This window comes from Flavobacterium sp. (assembly GCF_043778725.1).
Taxonomy (GTDB): Bacteria; Bacteroidota; Bacteroidia; order Flavobacteriales; family Flavobacteriaceae; genus Flavobacterium.
In genome coordinates, this window is sequence record NZ_JAYWFT010000069.1 from 1 (window position 1) to 18,664 (window position 18,664).

At 33.6% G+C, this 18,664-nt stretch carries 17 protein-coding genes and 1 pseudogene; 12 read left to right on the forward strand and 6 right to left on the reverse strand.

The features are described 5' to 3' along the window. Positions 1-251: pseudogene (locus tag ACH2CG_RS06205) on the reverse strand (ATP phosphoribosyltransferase); the annotation flags it as partial. 347 nt (positions 252-598) lie between these two features. Between ACH2CG_RS06205 and ACH2CG_RS06210 the strand changes: the two are divergent. Then, positions 599-2,617: a M13 family metallopeptidase gene (locus ACH2CG_RS06210; protein ID WP_395063284.1), complete on the forward strand. Its 2,019-nt coding sequence runs from the start codon at positions 599-601 to the stop codon at positions 2,615-2,617. Between the two features lie 68 nt (positions 2,618-2,685). Here the strand turns inward: ACH2CG_RS06210 and ACH2CG_RS06215 are convergent, their stop codons facing one another. Then, positions 2,686-3,246 carry a hypothetical protein gene (locus ACH2CG_RS06215; RefSeq protein WP_395063286.1) on the reverse strand — a complete coding sequence of 187 codons (561 nt, stop codon included), beginning with the start codon at positions 3,244-3,246 and terminating at the stop codon, positions 2,686-2,688. 113 nt (positions 3,247-3,359) lie between these two features. Here ACH2CG_RS06215 and ACH2CG_RS06220 point away from each other — a divergent pair, with 113 nt between their 5' ends. After that, on the forward strand, positions 3,360-4,394 hold the full coding sequence (locus tag ACH2CG_RS06220) for a hypothetical protein (RefSeq protein WP_395063288.1): 1,035 nt from the start codon (positions 3,360-3,362) through the stop codon (positions 4,392-4,394). A gap of 302 nt (positions 4,395-4,696) precedes the next feature. Further along, on the forward strand, positions 4,697-7,735 hold the full coding sequence (locus ACH2CG_RS06225) for a choice-of-anchor I family protein (RefSeq protein ID WP_395063290.1): 3,039 nt from the start codon (positions 4,697-4,699) through the stop codon (positions 7,733-7,735). Positions 7,736-7,786: 51 nt separating this feature from the next. Here the strand turns inward: ACH2CG_RS06225 and ACH2CG_RS06230 are convergent, their stop codons facing one another. Continuing rightward, a complete protein-coding gene (locus ACH2CG_RS06230; RefSeq protein WP_395063292.1) occupies positions 7,787-8,284 on the reverse strand; it encodes a hypothetical protein in 498 nt (165 codons plus the stop codon). 220 nt (positions 8,285-8,504) lie between these two features. After that, a complete protein-coding gene (locus tag ACH2CG_RS06235) occupies positions 8,505-8,699 on the reverse strand; it encodes a hypothetical protein (protein WP_395063294.1) in 195 nt (64 codons plus the stop codon). Positions 8,700-9,067: 368 nt separating this feature from the next. Between ACH2CG_RS06235 and ACH2CG_RS06240 the strand changes: the two genes are divergently transcribed. The 4 genes from ACH2CG_RS06240 (at position 9,068) to ACH2CG_RS06255 (ending at position 10,804) form a co-directional block, all read left to right on the forward strand. Continuing rightward, complete coding sequence (locus tag ACH2CG_RS06240) at positions 9,068-9,841, forward strand: DUF3883 domain-containing protein (protein ID WP_395063296.1); 774 nt, start codon at positions 9,068-9,070, stop codon at positions 9,839-9,841. Positions 9,842-9,854: 13 nt separating this feature from the next. Then, positions 9,855-10,046 (forward strand): hypothetical protein, encoded by a 192-nt coding sequence (locus ACH2CG_RS06245; protein ID WP_395063298.1) that lies wholly within the window; start codon positions 9,855-9,857, stop codon positions 10,044-10,046. Positions 10,047-10,110: 64 nt separating this feature from the next. Beyond that, positions 10,111-10,398 (forward strand): hypothetical protein, encoded by a 288-nt coding sequence (locus tag ACH2CG_RS06250; protein WP_395063300.1) that lies wholly within the window; start codon positions 10,111-10,113, stop codon positions 10,396-10,398. A 190-nt stretch (positions 10,399-10,588) separates the two neighbouring features. Continuing rightward, positions 10,589-10,804: a helix-turn-helix transcriptional regulator gene (locus ACH2CG_RS06255; RefSeq protein WP_395063302.1), complete on the forward strand. Its 216-nt coding sequence runs from the start codon at positions 10,589-10,591 to the stop codon at positions 10,802-10,804. Between the two features lie 186 nt (positions 10,805-10,990). Here the strand turns inward: ACH2CG_RS06255 and ACH2CG_RS06260 are convergent, their stop codons facing one another. Further along, a complete protein-coding gene (locus tag ACH2CG_RS06260) occupies positions 10,991-11,584 on the reverse strand; it encodes a 2OG-Fe(II) oxygenase (protein ID WP_395063304.1) in 594 nt (197 codons plus the stop codon). Positions 11,585-11,750: 166 nt separating this feature from the next. Here ACH2CG_RS06260 and ACH2CG_RS06265 point away from each other — a divergent pair, with 166 nt between their 5' ends. The 3 genes from ACH2CG_RS06265 to ACH2CG_RS06275 all read left to right on the forward strand — a co-directional run bounded on the left by ACH2CG_RS06265 (position 11,751) and on the right by ACH2CG_RS06275 (position 13,472). Continuing rightward, on the forward strand, positions 11,751-12,236 hold the full coding sequence (locus ACH2CG_RS06265) for a nuclear transport factor 2 family protein (RefSeq protein ID WP_395063306.1): 486 nt from the start codon (positions 11,751-11,753) through the stop codon (positions 12,234-12,236). A gap of 198 nt (positions 12,237-12,434) precedes the next feature. After that, on the forward strand, positions 12,435-12,863 hold the full coding sequence (locus ACH2CG_RS06270; protein WP_395063308.1) for a hypothetical protein: 429 nt from the start codon (positions 12,435-12,437) through the stop codon (positions 12,861-12,863). Positions 12,864-12,881: 18 nt separating this feature from the next. Beyond that, the gene (locus tag ACH2CG_RS06275) at positions 12,882-13,472 is read left to right on the forward strand and encodes a hypothetical protein (protein ID WP_395063310.1); all 591 of its coding nucleotides are present in this window, start codon (positions 12,882-12,884) and stop codon (positions 13,470-13,472) included. A 63-nt stretch (positions 13,473-13,535) separates the two neighbouring features. On the opposite strand, the gene ACH2CG_RS06280 is transcribed toward ACH2CG_RS06275, so the two are convergent. Continuing rightward, entirely contained in the window at positions 13,536-14,477 is a 942-nt protein-coding gene (locus ACH2CG_RS06280; RefSeq protein WP_395063311.1) for an NAD-dependent epimerase/dehydratase family protein, read from the reverse strand. Positions 14,478-14,714: 237 nt separating this feature from the next. Here ACH2CG_RS06280 and ACH2CG_RS06285 point away from each other — a divergent pair, with 237 nt between their 5' ends. Both ACH2CG_RS06285 and mfd read left to right on the forward strand, forming a co-directional pair. Then, positions 14,715-15,299, forward strand: coding sequence for a hypothetical protein (locus tag ACH2CG_RS06285; RefSeq protein WP_395063313.1), 585 nt, complete (start codon positions 14,715-14,717; stop codon positions 15,297-15,299). Between the two features lie 19 nt (positions 15,300-15,318). Beyond that, on the forward strand, positions 15,319-18,660 hold the full coding sequence (gene mfd, locus ACH2CG_RS06290; RefSeq protein ID WP_395063347.1) for a transcription-repair coupling factor: 3,342 nt from the start codon (positions 15,319-15,321) through the stop codon (positions 18,658-18,660). Positions 18,661-18,664: the final 4 nt, after the last annotated feature.

Consider the following 18,664-nt stretch of genomic DNA (forward strand, 5'->3'; position numbering starts at 1 on the left):
ATTATTTTTACTTCTTTATCTTTTTCCCAAACTTCATTTTCGCCAAGAATTCCTATATCGGCAACGCCTTGTTCTACATATTGCGGAATATCATCGTCACGCAAGAATAAAATCTCGACTGGAAAATTTTGTGCAACGGCTTTTAGTTTTCGTTCGCCATTAGAAATTTTGATACCACATTCTTCTAGAAGTTGTAGTGATTTTTCGCTTAATCGGCCACTTTTTTGAACCGCAATTTTTAAAGTATTCATTTTTGATTATGGATAAAATCTGAATGTACTGCGATAGGCTGAAAAACAAAAAACCGTCTAAGTACACTCAGACGGTTTTTAATTATAAGTATATAAAATACATCATTAACTCGCCTGTTTGCAAGAATGATGGTGATGTAATTGTGAAATAATCGTGTTCATTGTTTTTATTTGATGGTACAAAACTAGCCATAACTTTCGAGACAAGCGTTACTTTTTATAAAGTTTAACATTTGTTGAAAAGAATAGCGTTTTACTATCTGTAACAAATGTTAGGAATGAACAACATATAGTTGTTACAATACAAATTTGAGTAAATTAGCTTTCTAAACAAATCAAACTTCAATATGAAAAACATTAAACTAACGCTTGTTGCGGCCACAATTCTTTTGGCATCGTGCAATAAAAATGCAGAATTAGCGTCTGGAATTACCAAGAAAAACATGGATACTCTTGTAAAACCAGGAGATAATTTTGAAGAATACGTAAATGGAGCATGGAAGAAATCGAACAAGATTCCGGCAGATAAATCATCTTATGGAGCTTTCGATATACTTTATGATCAATCACAAAAAGACGTAAAAGCCATTATTGAAGAAGCTTCTAAAGGCACTTTTGCAGAGGGTTCAAATGAGCAAAAGATTGGCGATTACTACAACTCTTTTTTAAATAGAAAAGATCGTGATGCCAAAGGAATTTCTCCTATTCAATCTGATTTAAAGACTATTGATGCTATTGCAAATTATTCTGATTTGGCGGCTTATTTTGGAACTGCAAATAGAACAGGTACAACAATTCCGTTTTCTATTTCTGTAACAGAAGATTTTAAAGATCCAAAAAAGTACACATTAATGACTTGGCAAGGCGGATTGGGATTGCCAGAACGCGAATATTATCTTCAAAGCGATGCGAAAATGACAGATATTCGTAAAAAATATGTTGCTCATATTGAAAAAATGTTGCAATTGGGCGGCATAGCAAATCCATCTGAAAGCGCTTCTAAAATTATGACATTGGAAACTACTTTGGCAACCAATCACATGAAAAAAGAAGATACTAGAAATACAGCTGCTCTATACAACAAATATGCAACCACAGATTTAAAAACACTAATGCCCGATTTTGACTGGTCAGCTATGCTAAAAAATGCTGGACTTGACAAAGAAAAAAACATTGTTGTGTCGCAGATAGAATATACAAAAAATTTAAATAATATTATCAAAAATACACCTATTGATACTTGGAAAACGTATTTAAAATGGAGTTTAATTAATGACAAAGCTAATAGTTTAACAACAGCTTTAGACACGCAAAACTTTGAATTTTATGGTAAAACTTTGTACGGAAAAGAGGCGCAAGAAGAAGATTGGAAAAGAGCGGTTAATACTGTAAATGGAGGTTTGGGAGAAATTGTTGGTAAAGTTTATGTTGAAAAACACTTCACTCCTGAGGCAAAAGAACGCATGACAGGAATGGTTAAAAATCTATTGAAAGCGTATGCAGAAAGCATCAAAAATTTAGATTGGATGAGTGCCAATACCAAAAAAGAAGCTTTGGCTAAAGTTGATAAATTTATGATTAAAATTGGATATCCAGACAAGTGGAGAGATTATTCTGCATTGAAAGTTGCAAAGAATGATTTGTATGGAAATAATGTACGATCAAGAGAATTTGAATACAACCGAATGATTAATAAATTAGGAAAACCAGTAGACAGAACCGAATGGGGAATGACGCCACAAACGGTAAATGCATACTACAATCCTACATTAAATGAGATTGTATTTCCTGCTGCTATTTTACAACCGCCTTTCTTTGATTTAAAAGCAGATGACGCCGTTAATTATGGTGGAATTGGAGCTGTAATTGGACACGAAATTGGACACGGATTTGACGATCAAGGAAGTACTTTTAATGGTGATGGTGTTATGAAAAATTGGTGGACACCAGCCGATTTAACTGCTTTTCAAGCCAGAACAAAAGCGTTAGTTGATCAATATAATTCGTTCAAGGCATTTCCAGATTTAAATGTGAATGGTGCTTTTACTTTAGGAGAAAACATTGGTGATTTGGGCGGATTAAGTATTGCAATTAAAGCTTATAAAATGTCGCTTAACGGAAAAGAAGCTCCAGTAATGGATGGTTTCACCGGAATTCAAAGGGTATTTTTAGGTTGGGGACAAGTTTGGTTAGACAAATCTCGTGAAGAAGCGTTGAGAAGCCAAATTGCAGGTGATCCACATTCGCCAGCTAAATTTAGAATTAATGGTGTTGTGCGTAACGTACCAGAATTTTATGAGGCTTTCAAGATAAAACCTACAGATTCACTTTATTTAGCTCCAGAAAAACGTGTTAAAATTTGGTAATCAAATTATATAAAAACAAAAAAGTCCAACTACTGTTGGACTTTTTTTATTTCTAAAAGTTAATTTTATTACTCACTCTTAGGCAAAGGCGCACCAACGGCAACCGAACAAAGATGTCCTTCTTGACCATGTGGAGGATTCATTCCTGGAGCAGTAACTATTGGGGATACTGACGGAGTTGCACTAGTTGTTGTTATTGTCGCACCATTACTAGTAACTGTTCCTGCGGCATTTGTTGACGAAATTGTTGTAGGCCTTGATGGCTGTACTAATGATGCTTTTCCTGGAGGCGAATTTAATGGTGCTCCAACGGCAATATCACAACGATGTCCTGGTTGACCATGCGAAGGATTCATTCCTTTACCAACCACAACTGGCGCTGTTGCTGCCGCGGTAGTTGTTGTTGTATTCGCGGTTGATCCCGAACCCGAAGGTTGAGAATACATTATAGAATTCATATTTGGACCAGCAGCAACTTGTGGTGTTTGCTGCGTTGGTGCTTGTGGAGCAACCGCAGTAGTGTCAACCGCGGTTTCGGTAGTAGCGTCAGTTTCTGTTGGAACTTCTTCCTTTTTACAAGAGGTAAAGACTAGCGAAACCATAACAAATAAACCTAAAATATTTTTCATAGAAATTATAATTAATTAGCAAATTCAAATATAATAATTTTAATCAACTTATGAAAATCACTAATAAAACGCAAAAAGAACTATCTTTATATCAATAAAATACTGCTCAATTCATGAAAAAATACTTCCCTTTACTAGTTGCAGCAGTTACAATAATCCTTTTATTGAGTAGTACTTTTAGTAGTTGTGAGAAAGCAAATTCTAATGGTAGAAACAAAACTGCAATTAAAAAAACCAAAGCCGATTCATTAAAAACAACAAAAACAAGTCTTCTAGATACTATCAATTATAAAAAAAGAATGGCAGTGCTTAGCAACGGTGACACCACAGGAAAATGGCCAGTAAAAACCGCTTATCCTTTGCCCGGAGCATTATTGCCTTACAAAAGAATTATAGCATTTTATGGAAATCTATATTCCAAACGAATGGGAATATTAGGCGAACTTCCCAAAAACGAAATGCTAAAGAAACTAAAAGACGAAGTGGCTTTGTGGAAAGCGGCTGATACAACTTTAGAAACCGTTGCGGCGCTACATTATATTGCAGTTACAGCTCAAGGCAAAAATGGAAGCGGCAACAACTACCGCCTTCGAATGCCTTTCAAGCAAATTGACACTGTTATGGCTTGGGCAAAAGAAATTGACGCCTTAGTATTTCTTGACATTCAAGTAGGTCAAAGTACCGTAAAAGATGAAATCGCGATGCTAACAGATTACCTTAAACTTTCCAACGTACATTTGGGCATCGACCCAGAATTCTCAATGAAAAATGGAGAAATTCCAGGATCTAAAATCGGAACCATGTCGGCTAATGATATTAATGATGCTATTACTTTTCTAACAACATTAGTCAAAGAAAATAACCTACCACCCAAAGTTTTAATTGTACACCGTTTTACCAAAAAAATGATCACCGACTATGAAAAAATCAAACCTACTCCACAAGTGCAAGTAGTAATTGACATGGACGGATTTGGGAGCAAAGAACTAAAAAGAGCAACATGGCTAAGAACTATTTATCCCGAACCAGTGCAGTTCACCGGATTCAAACTCTTCTATAAAAACGATACCGAAGGCAAAAACGAAATGTACACGCCACAAGAGTTATTACAATTCATACCTAAACCCATTTATATACAATATCAATAGCGATTGTAAAAATCAATGGCAAATTCAAATTAAAATCAATTTCTCCTCGCTGCTCTTCTGCCTTCTTCTATCATCTTTATTCTGTTCTTTATATTCTATTCTCTATGTTTTTTCCTCTCGCCTCTTTCTTAAAAAAACATCACAAAAACTTATCTAAATTGTAAATTTAAACGCAACAGTAATCAAGTTGATAACGATTTATAAAGATTAAAGCCATTTCATTTGACAATTCTTTGTTTATAGATTAATACTACTTTAACACCAATGAAAGAGTTTTGTAGCACATTTTAAACTACACAACTATGTCAAAAAATTACACTAAAACAGTATTATTACTAACTATAGTAATGATAACCTCATGCTCATGGGGACAAACATTGATTCATTATTGGAACTTTAATAACAACGCATCTGTTAGCACAATTACAACGCCTACGCAAACAGTTGGTGGCGCAACATTAAACGCAATTGCTGGCGGAATAAGCGCAATTGATTTTGCTGGCGGAACAGGTCAAAACTTTAATGTTTTAAATCTTAATGCACGCAATAGCGATGTTTCTGGAACTCATTTGCGATTTAATGATCCTATTGGTGGTGCTTTAGTATTTGCTTTGCCAACTTCGGGTTATGAAAATATTATTGTAAAATTTGCAACACGCCGTTCAGGTTCGGGTGCAGGTACACAATCTTGGTCGTATTCATTAGACGGAACAAACTACGCTGCTTTTACAACAGTTATTCCTAACAACGGCGATCCTGCTTTGGCAACATTAGATTTCACAGCTATTGCTGCTGCAAATAACAACGCCAACTTCAAACTAAAGGTTGAATTTTCTCAAGGCACTGGCGGAACAGTAGGTAACAATCGTTTTGACAATTTTACACTAGAAGGAAATGCAGTAAGTGGTGGCGATACAACAGCGCCAATAACAACTATTTTACCTGCAAACGGCGCAACCAATGTAGCTTCAACAATACATCCAACAATAAGTTTTAACGAAGCGGTTCGTTTAATAGACAACAGCGTACTTACAAATAACAATGTTGATGCCTTATTAGAATTAAGATTAAACAATGCTTCTGGCGCAACAGTTGCATTTGACGCAACCATTTCTGGAAACACAATTACTATTGTTCCAACGGTAGCATTAAACAACAGCCAACTATATTATGTAGCTTTATTGCCAAATACTATTGAAGATGCTAGCAACAATGCCATTACAACAACGCAATCATCAACATTCACAACCGGAAATCCAACGGCTACTTTTGCAACAAACTTTGTTACGGTTAACGAAAATGCAGGTACACTTTCATTCGTAATTACACTTACAAGTCCAGCAACAAGCTCAGTAAATTTAGTTGTAAAAACGGCTCCGTTCAGCACAGCCAACAGCAGTGACTTTACACTTGCAACGCAAACATTAAATTTTACAAGTGCAAGTACTCTAACGCAAACCATTACTATTCCAATTATTGATGATGCTTTAGCAGAACAACAAGCCGAATATTTTGTAGTAACATTAGAAAATCCAATAGGAATAACCCTAACAGGAAATACTGCTGCTACAATTTATATTATAGATAACGATCAAACGGCACCAACGCCAAGCAATCAAATAGAACTAAATTATATTGGAAGTTTTGACCCATCAGGAAGCAACACAAGTACTTGTGAAATTGTAGTACATGACGCAGCATCACAACGTTTGTTTACTACAAGTGCTATTGCAGGATTTCTAGACGTTATCAATTTTTCTGACCCAACAAATCCTACAGTAATAACATCAATAGACATGAATGTTTATGGTGGCGTAACTAGTGTAGCTGTAAAAAACGGAATTGTAGCAGTAGCTTCTCCAAATACAGACGAAACTTTAAATGGTTCGGTAGTGTTTTTTGACACCAACGGAACGTTTCTAAAACAAGTAACCGTTGGCGCTTTACCCGACATGATTGTATTTTCTCCAGATGCAACCAAAGTAATGACAGCCAACGAAGGTCAACCCAATACAGCCTATACTATTGACCCAGAAGGTTCAGTAAGTACTATTGATATTTCTGACGGAATTGCTTCATTAACACAAGCCAATGTAACTACTATCAACTTTACTTCCTTCAATGCACAAGAAGCAACATTATTAGCATCTGGCGTTAGAAAAGTAAAAACTACCAGTACACTATCGCAAGATTTTGAACCAGAATACATTACCATCAGTGCCGATTCACAAAAAGCGTATGTTGCTTTACAAGAAAACAATGCTATTGCCGAAATCAATTTGACCAACAACACCATCACCGATATTTGGGCACTTGGAACCAAAGACATCAGCATTCCTGGAAACGGATTTGACATTTCAGACAACAACGGACAAGTTCTTATAGCCAACTGGCCAATAAAAGCATTTTACATTCCAGATGCTATTTCTAATTATACAGTTGCAGGAACAAATTATATAATTACTGCAAACGAAGGTGACGAAAAAGAATACGGATCATTTACCGAAAGAACTACAGTTGGAGCAGCAACTTATACTTTAGATCCAATTGTTTTCCCTAATGCGAGTATTTTAAAACAAAACCAAAACATGGGACGTTTTAGAACTACAAACGCTAACGGAAATACCGATGCCGATGCTGACTATGAAGTAATCAATTGTGTTGGAGCACGTTCGTTTTCTATTTTCAATGCTACAACAAAGCAAATTGTTTTTGACAGCGGCGATGATTTTGAACGCTACACCGCAGCGAACTTTCCAACAATTTTCAATTCAGACCACGAAAGTAATTCGGCAAAAAGTAGAAGTCGTGCCAAAGGTCCAGAACCAGAAGGCGTTACTGTTGCTAAAATTGGAACAGAAACTTTCGCTTTTATTACTCTAGAACGTATTGGTGGCGTTATGGTGTACAACATTACAAATCCTAATAATGTAAGTTTTGTAGATTACAAAAACAGCCGCAGTACCTCAGCATTTGCTGGCGATCACGGACCAGAAGGAATCACGTACATTGCACCAGAAAACAGTCCAAACGGAACACCTTATGTGTTGGTAGCCAACGAAATTAGCGGAACAATAACTGTTTTTGAAGTTGACACCAACGCATTAGCAACACCAGATTTTGGCATCCAAGTTAAAACATTTGCATTATTCCCTAATCCATCCAACCAAGACGGAATTGTTTATTTTAATAGAACTGCCGATATTGAAGTTTTCGACCTAACCGGAAAAGTAGTGTTGACTCAAAAAGATGCACAAACCATAAACACAAAATCCCTAGCAACTGGAACGTATTTAGTAAGAACCAACGAAGGAATTGTAAAAAAATTAATAGTAAAGTAGTGAGTAGTTTTTTTTTAAATGAAAGACCTTCAGCGCAAATTGAAGGTTTTTTTATGTGAAAAAAGTTTCAAATACAATCAAATCAACAAAATCCGTCATTTCGAGTGTTTCATAAAATGCGTTTAGCTTTTTATGAAATGTATCGAGAACTTTGATAAGACTATTCGCAACATCAACAACATCAGTCATTTCGAGTGTTTCATAAAATGCGCTTAGCTTTTTATGAAATCTATCGAGAACTTTGATAAGACTATTCGCAGCATCAACAACATCCGTCATTTCGAGCGTTGCATAAAATGCGCTTAGCTTTTTATGAAATCTATCGAGAACTTTGATAAGACTATTCGCAGCATCAACAACATCCGTCATTTCGAGTGTTTCATAAAATACGCTTAGCTTTTTATGAAATGTATCGAGAACTTTGATAAGACAATTCGCAGCATCAACAACATCCGTCATTTCGAGTGTTTCATAAAATGCGCTTAGCTCTTTATGAAATGTATCGAGAACTTTGATAAGACAATTCGCACCATCAACAACAGCCGTCATTTAGAGTGTTTCATAAAATGCGCTTAGCTTTTTATGAAATGTATCGAGAATCTTTAATTATAAAAATCCTCATTAAATAAAAAACAAAAAACAGAGTTGTCATAATGTTCCATCAAGAGCAACTTTTCACATGAAGCGGTTGTCTGAATAAACCCATTAAAAAACCCTGTTTTGTTATATAAAGTCTAAAATCTTAATTCTTAACTTTTAATTGACCATTCTAAGCCTCATCTTTAGTGTTCTTCACCAAGCTAATGCCCGACACAAAAAACACAATACCCAAAACACCATAAATAATTAAAGCCTTAACATCGCGATTACTTCCAGAAGTTCCAGTAAAGACAACCGCAGTATAAATCAATCCAGCAATTCCCAACATCGTAAGGAGGAAGCCAAAAATTCGTTTCAAATTCATAATTCCTTTAGTTTTTTAGCACAACACTAATGTTGCGTTTATTTAAAACAAAAATAGAAAGAGATGCACCAGAAACTTTTACACTTGTTTGGTTAAATTTTACATTTTTCACGTGTTTAATAAATGAATTTCTAGTTGAAGACTTGTCATTTCGACAAAGGAGAAATCAGGTAATCTATAAATATTCCATTATGGAATAGCAAAATTTTATTCTGAATATTTCAGAAACAAATACTAAAATCCAACACCTAATAACTTTGTTGACAAAAATAACTCGTATGCGTACAATAGTAGGCTGTACAATTGTAGGCGTAAATCTAATTTTATAGCCATAAATATTTATATTTGTTAAAAGAAAATTCATCAAGATGAAAGGCAATAGTAATAAACATGAAAATTATGAAATCTTAAACTTAATTGGTTATGGTTTATCAAAATTCAATGACACATTTATAAAAGAATTTGGATTTAAAACAAAAAATAGTTTTTTTAATTTTTTTGTTCAAACAGGAATAGTTGAAACAGGTAGTGTTATAAAAAACAGAATGGATTTATTTGATCCATATTTTCCAGAAAATGGAAGAAAAGGTTGGTGGCAAAAAGGAGATGCATACATCCATAGAAAATACTTAATTGACAGTTTATTTGGAAATGAAAATGTAAAAGGATATTCCAATATTGTGAAATTATATCTTAAAGAAAATTTTAATCTAACAAATCTAATTGTAGAAGTAAACCCGATTGTAAAATCAAGGTTTAAAAAACTTCAAGAAACAGGATTAGAAGCAGAATTATATTTTATAAATAATTATAATTCTATTGATGTTTTTAAAAATGGAATTATTGAAGATGCTCGATTATATGGCGATGGTTATGATTTTCAAGTTAATGTAAACGAAAATTCATTTTTAGCAGAAGTTAAAGGAATTAGAGCAAAAAAAGGAAAGTTTAGACTTACTGAAAATGAATACTCTAAAGCTAGAGAATATAAGAATGATTATATAGTTACTTTGGTTTTAAATTTAAATGATTTACCAACATTCCTGACAATAGATAATCCGTTAAAAAATTTGAAATTTGAAGAAAAAATTATCAAATCTAAAGAAACTAAAGAATACCATTTGATTTCAGATATTTGTTAATCAATAAAAAAATATGGAAAGTTATTCAACACAAGAAATTTTATCAGTCTATACACCACCTTACAAACTTAATTTTACAGATTATATTAACTGTCCAATATGTGAAATAGAAATTGATATTTTTAATATTATTGTTGATGAAAATACTTTTATTCGTTGTGAAGATTGTGAGCACACAATTCAATTTAAATTAGTGAAATTTTAATTATATTGATTAAGAAAATTCCGTGTTATTCACTTAATAAAAACTTCGACATAATACAATTAAAATGATTCTCTTAGACAAAATCCAACACCTAGAAAACTACTTATACCAAGAAGAACAAAACTATGCAGATTCATTTAAGAGTGACATTGCATTTTACTTAGACGAAGATTTTTCAGAAGAAAACCAAAAGTTAAGTTTCCTAAACAAACTCAGCACAATACAAGAAATAGAAACCTTCATAGACCAACTAACCTCAAAATTCATAATGAAATTTGACCCAGAAGGAGAATCCGAAAATGATTTCATTGATTATTATTTAAACCCTAACCTCTCTTCAACCAACCAGTAACACTAAACCTTCTTTCGTTGGTAACCAAAACCTAGTGATAACACATTAAGTTTGTGTACAATTTCATTCACAACCGCAACCCAAAACTATACCCGATAAGGTATAAAATGGTTCAAAAAATAAAATTTATACCCGATAAGGTATACTTTAAAATAAAATCACTATATTTATACCCGATAAGGTATAAAATATGAAGTTAGCAGATTTTGTAAAAGAAAAAAGGAAATCAGTAAATCTAACGCAATTAGACTTGTCTCTAAAAGCTGGTGTTGGTTTAAGGTTTGTTCGCGACTTAGAACAAGGTAAAAAAACATTAAGATTAGACAAAATAAATCAAGTCCTTCAATTATTTGGCCATGAGGTTGGAGCAATACAATCTGGATATAGTGAGGATAATTTAATTTAAACCTAACTACAATACAAACAACTAGTAAAATTAAACCTTCTTAATTGGTAAACAAAACCACATCATAAAACAGCTATCAACTAGATATAAATCACACAAAAACAAAACAAGCTTTAAGTAAGGATGAAGCAAGGTTCAAGTAAGGATGAAGTAAAGGTTAAGTAAAGAACCGCAGAAAAACGAATTCTAACCACGTTTCAACCAACCAGTAACACTAAACCTTCTTTCGTTAGTAACCAAAACTTCGTGTTCTAGCTCATCGCTTTTAAAGAAAATAGTTTTTCCTTGCATGGGCGAAATACTATGGTTGTTGGGCTTTTGATGAATTAACAATTCGCCTCCATCGGCTGCTTTCCAATGCGGATTTAAATAACTAATCATAGAATACTGACGCTTGGAGTCGTCTTCAAATTGGTCAAAATGCGGTCTGTAAAAACTACCTGGTTCATACAACGAATAATGAAATTCGTAGCCTTTTATATTCGTGTAACAACTTTCGTTAAGGTACAGCACAAAGGCATCAATCTTGGCAAAAAATTCGTTTTCATAAATATTATTGTGGGCTTTATCCAACCAATAAATTTTATCGTTTCTAATCAAATCGTCGTGAATCATTTTTCCGTCGTTGCCTACGCCTGCTTTTTTCATTTGCTGGTCTTCGTTTAAAGCAAGAAGGTTCATTTTTAAATGATAACACAAATCATCACTCAAAAAATGATCGGCAATGCCAATTTTATTTTCGATATAACTTGTTATTAAGGCTTCAAAACTAGCTTCCATTGTTACTATTAACTTGATTTGACAAGTGATGCAAGATAGTAATTATATCATTTAAAAAAAGCTTCTTGCTCACATACTTTGTACTAAAGGCTATGGTTTCAAGAATTTTAAATCTTAAATGACAGCATAAGAATAACTTTTGTACTTTTATCAAAAACATCATAAAATGAAAAATTACATACTATTATTATTGCTAACTAGCGGTTTAGCATGGACACAAAACGACGAAGCAACCATAAATACACTTTTAACCAATTGGCACAAAGCTGCTGCCGAAGCTAATTATACCAATTATTTTAAGGTTTTAACGCCAGATGCAATCTATATAGGAACAGATGCTACAGAAAATTGGAACAAAACCCAGTTTGAAGCTTTTGCAAAACCTTATTTTGACAAAGGAAAAGCATGGAGTTTTACCGCACTAGAACGTCATGTTTATTTTTCTAAAGACAAGAAAACAGCTTGGTTTGATGAGTTGTTGAATACCCAAATGAAAATTTGTCGTGGTAGTGGCGTTTTAATAAAAATAAAAAATAAGTGGATGATACAACATTATGTACTCTCTATGACAATTCCCAATAGTACTACCGATGAGGTTGTTAAGGCAAAAGAAGTTGAAGAAAATGCGTTAATAGACAAGCTAAAAAGATAATTTTATATCTTTTATAGTATTAAAAAGTCCCTTTATTGGGACTTTTTTTTGTTATAAAAAATCCAAACTCTTTTCTTTCTCGTAAATCAATTGACAAAGCATCAAGATTGTTATAAAGACAAACATTTTTATTGGGTAAAGAACTACTCGCAAAATGTGGATTTTGATTCTAAAAATTAATTAAAAAAACTCTAACAAATGAAAATTAACAAAAAAGTAAAAATCGCATTACTCAGTATTCTGGGTATCGGTCTGTTGTTTTTTGCCATATTGGTGTATCACATAGCCAATGCAAGACCAATAGAAAGTGCAAACATTCAGGTAAGTCGAATAGATTTTGACAAACCATTTGATTCGTTAAGCACTATAGCAATTAAAGAAAAGTTACATGCCATTGATGGTGTAAAAAGTGAAATAATAGTAAAACGAAATGTAGTAGTTTATTTTCACGATAATAAAGTAGCCGATTCTAAAAAAGTGTATGATCAACTAATGGCCAAAGGAAATTATAAAGCAGAACGTTTTATTTTGCCTGCAAATTTAGCCAATAAAGAAGTTTGTCCAGTAATGAAAAAAGACGGTTTCAACTATAAGTTTACCAAACTTGTACAAAGAATTTTTAATTAATCTATTAAATCTATAATTATGACTAAGTTTTCAAAAATTGCATTATTTGCATTAGTAATTGGAGCATCGGTTTTCACATCATGTAGTAATGATGATGAGGAAATGGCAGTTGCTGCAACACCTTCAATCTACGCTAGATTGGGAGGAACAACATTAGTATCTGATCCAGACAACGCTGGTCAAATGATTGAACAAGGACGTTTAAGCTACCGTAAAGTAGTAAACACAACAGTTGGTTTAATCGTTGCAGACGTTCAAAGCAACGCTTCTGGAAATTTAAGTGCACATTTCGCACCTTTATTAGGAGAAGTTGGCGCAGGAAACACAACCAATTTAGCTATTTTGGTTGATAATTTAACTGACTTTTTCTCTTTCAATACAGGAGGAACAAATGCAGTAAACACATATTCTGGACTTTCTATGGTTGCGGCACACAATCCTGCAACTAATCCAAGAATGGGCGTAAAATCTACTACAGCAAATTACACTAAATTTGAAGGTTATGTAGGCGCAGCAGCGGTTCAAAACGGTGTTGCAGCTAATACACAACTTTATGCAGATGTTGTTGCAGTATTAGAATCGTTAAGAGCTCCAATTGTTCAACAATAGAGTTTTTGTTTAGAGTTGAGCGCTACCTTGTTCTTGGGGTAGCGCTTTTTTTATGCAAAAAATTTACTTTTTTAAATTGGTCAGCATTTCGACAGTCATATTTTCAATTGTAAAATCGTTGCTCCATCCCCAATCTTTTCTAGCAAAAGAATCGTCTATAGAAGCAGGCCAACTGTCGGCAATCTTCTGACGAAAATCGGGTTCATAATCAATTGTAAAATCAGGATAATGCTTTTTAATTTCTTCAGCAATTTGTTTTGGAGTAAAACTCATCGCCGACAAATTATAAGAAGAACGAATTTTTATAGCATCCGATTCGGCTTGCATAATTTTTATAGTAGCTTTAATGGCATCATCCATATACATCATTGGCAACTCGGTATTTTCAGATAAAAAAGAAGTGAATTTTCCGTCTTCAATAGCTTTATGATAAATATCTACGGCATAATCTGTAGTGCCACCACCAGGTTCGGTTGTCCAGCTAATCAATCCCGGATAACGAATGCTTCGTACATCTACTCCATATTGTTTGTTGTAGTATTCACACCATCTTTCGCCTGTTTGTTTAGAAATTCCATAAACTGTAGATGGTTCCATTATGGTATATTGTGGCGTGTTGTTTCTTGGTGTTGTGGGTCCAAAAACGGCGATGCTTGATGGCCAAAATATTTTTTTTATTTTTCCGGCTTTCGCCAAATTCAATACATGAAATAACGAATTCATATTTAAATCCCAAGCAAAAGCAGGATTTTTCTCTGCCGTTGCCGATAATAATGCAGCCATCAAATAAACATCTGTAACGTGATATTTCTCAATTAAATGTTCTATTTGGTTGTAGTCTAAAGCGTTTACTACTTCAAATATTCCGTTGTTTACAATATCATTATTTAGTTTTCTAATGTCGGATGCAATTACATTATCGTTACCATACTCGGCCCGAAGTTTAGCGGTAAGTTCGGTACCAATTTGTCCGCAAGCACCAATTATTAATATTTTAGTTGTCATAGTTTGTTTAGTTTGTGGTACAAAGATAACGTTTTCGCAAATTTTACTTATTTTAAAAACACTTTTTATTTTAAACCCTGTAAGGCATCGGCGATCCTGTAAGAAAGAATTTTCCTTAAACAACTTATATAGAAAAAAATCAATTTGTTAAGTTCTAAAACAGCCTTGCTTTTTATATAATTTTTAGCATATACTTTCTGCTACTTTTGTACTTTTGTAATCCTATTAAATCAGCAAATGAAATTCAAAATCATATCCTTTTTAGTTCTAATCGTCTTCGTTGTTTCTTGCAAAGACAACACCGAAGAATTGAAATTAGAACAAGTTAAAGAAGCCAAGAAAAAAGAAGTCGTTTTTGACAACATCAATAAAGGGTGGATTTTTAATATTGCACCTGTAGAGCCAACCACACAATCTAGAATTAATGGATGGATGGAATGGCGCAATTTTTTAACAGAAATCAATCAGAAACCCAAAAGTTCTATTGGTGCTTTCCAGAAAAAAGCAGCTACGCTTTCTAAAAAAGTGATGGATTTAACTACAACAATTCCGCCAGAATTTAATAAACCGCAAGTAAAAGCTAGAATTGCAGTAGTTACAACAAAAGTAAAATCGATGGATTTATTTATTCATCTCAATCAAATTCCAGATGTTAAAGTTGTAAAACTTGTAGGCGAAATCAATATGGAAATTGAATACTTACAGCTACAACTAGAAGAAATTGTAAAACGAAGTCAGATTCCAAAAGAAGACGGCGAACCCGATTTTTCAAAAATGCGAGACACTACAAGAGCCATTCCAAACACACCGATTCAAAAATAATAATTTGAGTAAAAACACCATAACTGCAGTATATCAAAAGTCGGCTAAAGCCCAGCTTTTAGCTCATGAACTAGAACAACGCGACGTCAAAATAAACGCTAAAGGTTTATTGGGATCGGCATTGTCATTTGTCGTTCAGGCTGTTTTTGAAAAATCAAACATGCCATTTCTTTTATTGTTTAATGACAAAGAAGAAGCCGCTTATCACCTCAACGATTTAGAGCAACTCATTAACGATCAAGACGTTTTGTTTTATCCCGGATCGTACAGAAGGCCTTACCAAATTGACGAAACCGACAACGCCAATATTTTACTGAGAGCCGAAGTTTTAAACAGAATTAATTCGCGCAAAAAACCTGCAATAATTGTTTCTTATGGCGAAGCGATTTTTGAAAAAGTAGTTACTAAAAAAGAACTCGAAAAAAATACGTTTAAGATTGGTGTCAATGATAAATTGGCCATCGATTTTATAAACGAAGTCCTGTTTGAATACAATTTTAAAAGAGTAGATTTTGTAACCGAACCCGGAGAATTCTCTGTTCGTGGCGGAATTGTAGATGTATTTTCGTTTTCTAATGACAATCCATACCGAATAGAATTCTTTGGAAACGAAGTAGATTCTATTAGAAGTTTTGATGTAGAAACCCAACTTTCTATTGAGAAACTGAAGAAAATATCCATAATCCCGAATGTAGAGAACAAGTTTTTCGAAGAAAATCGCGAAAGTTTTCTAGATTATATCGACCCTAAAACGGTTATATTTATTCAGAATACCGATTTACTTGGACAACAATTGGATAAAAATTTTGCGAAAGCAACCGAAGTTTTTTCTAAACTTGATGCCACTGTAAAACATGTAGAACCCATAGATTTATTTGTCAATCAACAACAATTTCTAAGACGAGCATTGCATTTTTCTGTGGTAGAATTGCACAATAAACCAGTTTTTAAAATTGATAAAACGATTGAATTTCACATTCAGCCGCAACCGTCTTTCAACAAGCAATTTGATTTGTTGTTGAACAATTTAAACGAAAACCATTTCAACGGAATTAAGAATTATTTGTTTTGTTCTAATGAAAATCAGGCAAATCGTTTCAAAGAGATTTTTGAAGATATTGATGAAGATAACAGTGATGCAATTTTAAAAAAATATAAATCGATTGTTTTTTCTTTATTCAATGGTTTTATTGATGAAGAACATCAAATTGCTTGCTACACCGATCATCAAATATTTGAAAGGTATCATAAATTTAGCATCAAAAACGGCTATTCTAAAAAGCAAACTATCACGCTAAAAGAATTGACTTCACTAACTGTTGGCGATTATGTAACCCATATTGATCACGGAATTGGAAAGTTTGGTGGCTTGCAAAAAATTCAGGTTGAAGGTAAAACGCAAGAAGCTATAAAACTGGTTTATGCCGATAATGATATTGTGTATGTTAGCATTCATTCGCTTCACAAAATCTCCAAATATAACGGAAAAGATGGTGTTCCGCCTAAAATTTATAAATTGGGTTCTGGAGCATGGAAAGCATTAAAACAAAAAACAAAAGCTAGAGTTAAACACATTGCTTTCAATTTGATTCAGCTGTATGCTAAACGAAGACTGGAAAAAGGATTTGCTTGTGCACCAGATAGTTATTTGCAAAAAGAGCTAGAAAGTTCCTTTATTTATGAAGACACGCCCGATCAAATTACCTCAACTCAAGATGTAAAAGCCGATATGGAAACCGACAGACCAATGGATCGATTGGTTTGTGGTGATGTAGGTTTTGGTAAAACAGAAGTTGCCATTCGTGCCGCATTTAAAGCGGTTGATAATGGCAAACAAGTAGCAGTTTTGGTTCCAACAACAATTTTGGCGTACCAACATTATAGAACTTTTACCGAGCGATTAAAAGATATGCCAGTTACAATTGGTTATTTAAACCGATTTAGAACTGCTAAAGAAAAAACCGAAACGATAAAAGAACTAGCCGAAGGAAAGCTAGATATTATTATTGGAACGCATCAATTGGTTAATAAAAATGTACAATTTAAAGATTTAGGATTGTTGATTGTTGACGAAGAACAAAAATTTGGTGTTAATGTAAAAGATAAACTTAAAACAATAACTGCCAATGTAGATACATTAACTTTAACAGCAACGCCCATACCAAGAACGTTGCAGTTTTCATTAATGGCAGCTCGAGATTTATCGGTTATTACAACGCCACCGCCAAACAGGTATCCTATAGAAACTAATGTAGTTCGTTTTCATGAAGAGTTAATTCGTGATGCAATTTCGTATGAAATTCAGCGAAATGGTCAGGTTTTCTTTATCAATAATAGAATTGAAAACATCAAGGAAGTAGCAGGAATGATTCAAAGATTGGTTCCAGACGCTCGTGTTGGAATTGGTCACGGACAGTTGGACGGTAAAAAACTAGAAGAACTGATGCTAGGTTTCATGAACGGAGAATTTGATGTTTTAGTAGCAACAACAATCATTGAAAGCGGATTGGATGTGCCAAATGCCAACACAATTTTCATCAATAATGCCAATAATTTTGGATTGTCCGATTTGCATCAAATGCGTGGTCGCGTAGGAAGAAGTAATAAAAAAGCATTTTGCTATTTCATCACGCCACCTTATTCGGCAATGACAGACGATGCAAGAAAAAGAATAAATGCACTAGAGCAGTTTAGCGAGTTAGGAAGCGGATTTAATATTGCCATGAAAGATCTGGAGATTCGTGGCGCAGGTGATTTACTTGGTGGTGAACAAAGTGGTTTTATAAACGACATCGGATTTGACACGTATCAAAAAATAATGAACGAAGCCATTGAAGAACTTAAAGAAAATGAATTTAAAGATTTATATCCAGCAGAAAACAATATTGAAACCAAAGAATATGTAAAAGATTTACAAATTGATACTGATTTCGAATTGTTATTTCCAGACGAATACATTAATAGTATTACCGAGCGATTGAGTCTTTACAACGAATTGGCTTTAATAAAAGACGAAGAAACGTTACTTAAATATGAGCAAAAACTAATTGATAGATTTGGTGCGTTGCCCAAAGAAGCGTTGGCCTTACTAAACAGCATTCGCATAAAATGGAAAGCTACCAGCATTGGAATTGAAAAACTAATAATGAAGCAAGGAAAAATGGTAGGTTATTTTGTAAGTGATCAACAAAGTGATTTTTACCAATCTAATCGTTTTATTAAAATGGTTCAATTTGTACAAACGAATAGTAATTTGTGCAAAATGAAAGAGAAAGAAACTAAAAATGGGTTGCGTTTGCTATTGACTTTTGACAATGTAAAGTCAATAAATAAAGCATTAGAATTAATGAATAGAATATAAAAAA

Excerpts from the sequence above, each read along its gene's own strand:
- ACH2CG_RS06210 (WP_395063284.1), top strand. The coding sequence starts at position 599 with ATGAAAAACATTAAACTAACGCTTGTTGCGGCCACAATTCTTTTGGCA.
- ACH2CG_RS06215 (WP_395063286.1), bottom strand. The coding sequence starts at position 3,246 with ATGAAAAATATTTTAGGTTTATTTGTTATGGTTTCGCTAGTCTTTACC.
- ACH2CG_RS06220 (WP_395063288.1), top strand. The coding sequence starts at position 3,360 with ATGAAAAAATACTTCCCTTTACTAGTTGCAGCAGTTACAATAATCCTT.
- ACH2CG_RS06225 (WP_395063290.1), top strand. The coding sequence starts at position 4,697 with ATGTCAAAAAATTACACTAAAACAGTATTATTACTAACTATAGTAATG.
- ACH2CG_RS06230 (WP_395063292.1), bottom strand. The coding sequence starts at position 8,284 with ATGACGGCTGTTGTTGATGGTGCGAATTGTCTTATCAAAGTTCTCGAT.
- ACH2CG_RS06235 (WP_395063294.1), bottom strand. The coding sequence starts at position 8,699 with ATGAATTTGAAACGAATTTTTGGCTTCCTCCTTACGATGTTGGGAATT.
- ACH2CG_RS06240 (WP_395063296.1), top strand. The coding sequence starts at position 9,068 with ATGAAAGGCAATAGTAATAAACATGAAAATTATGAAATCTTAAACTTA.
- ACH2CG_RS06245 (WP_395063298.1), top strand. The coding sequence starts at position 9,855 with ATGGAAAGTTATTCAACACAAGAAATTTTATCAGTCTATACACCACCT.
- ACH2CG_RS06250 (WP_395063300.1), top strand. The coding sequence starts at position 10,111 with ATGATTCTCTTAGACAAAATCCAACACCTAGAAAACTACTTATACCAA.
- ACH2CG_RS06255 (WP_395063302.1), top strand. The coding sequence starts at position 10,589 with ATGAAGTTAGCAGATTTTGTAAAAGAAAAAAGGAAATCAGTAAATCTA.
- ACH2CG_RS06260 (WP_395063304.1), bottom strand. The coding sequence starts at position 11,584 with ATGGAAGCTAGTTTTGAAGCCTTAATAACAAGTTATATCGAAAATAAA.
- ACH2CG_RS06265 (WP_395063306.1), top strand. The coding sequence starts at position 11,751 with ATGAAAAATTACATACTATTATTATTGCTAACTAGCGGTTTAGCATGG.
- ACH2CG_RS06270 (WP_395063308.1), top strand. The coding sequence starts at position 12,435 with ATGAAAATTAACAAAAAAGTAAAAATCGCATTACTCAGTATTCTGGGT.
- ACH2CG_RS06275 (WP_395063310.1), top strand. The coding sequence starts at position 12,882 with ATGACTAAGTTTTCAAAAATTGCATTATTTGCATTAGTAATTGGAGCA.
- ACH2CG_RS06280 (WP_395063311.1), bottom strand. The coding sequence starts at position 14,477 with ATGACAACTAAAATATTAATAATTGGTGCTTGCGGACAAATTGGTACC.
- ACH2CG_RS06285 (WP_395063313.1), top strand. The coding sequence starts at position 14,715 with ATGAAATTCAAAATCATATCCTTTTTAGTTCTAATCGTCTTCGTTGTT.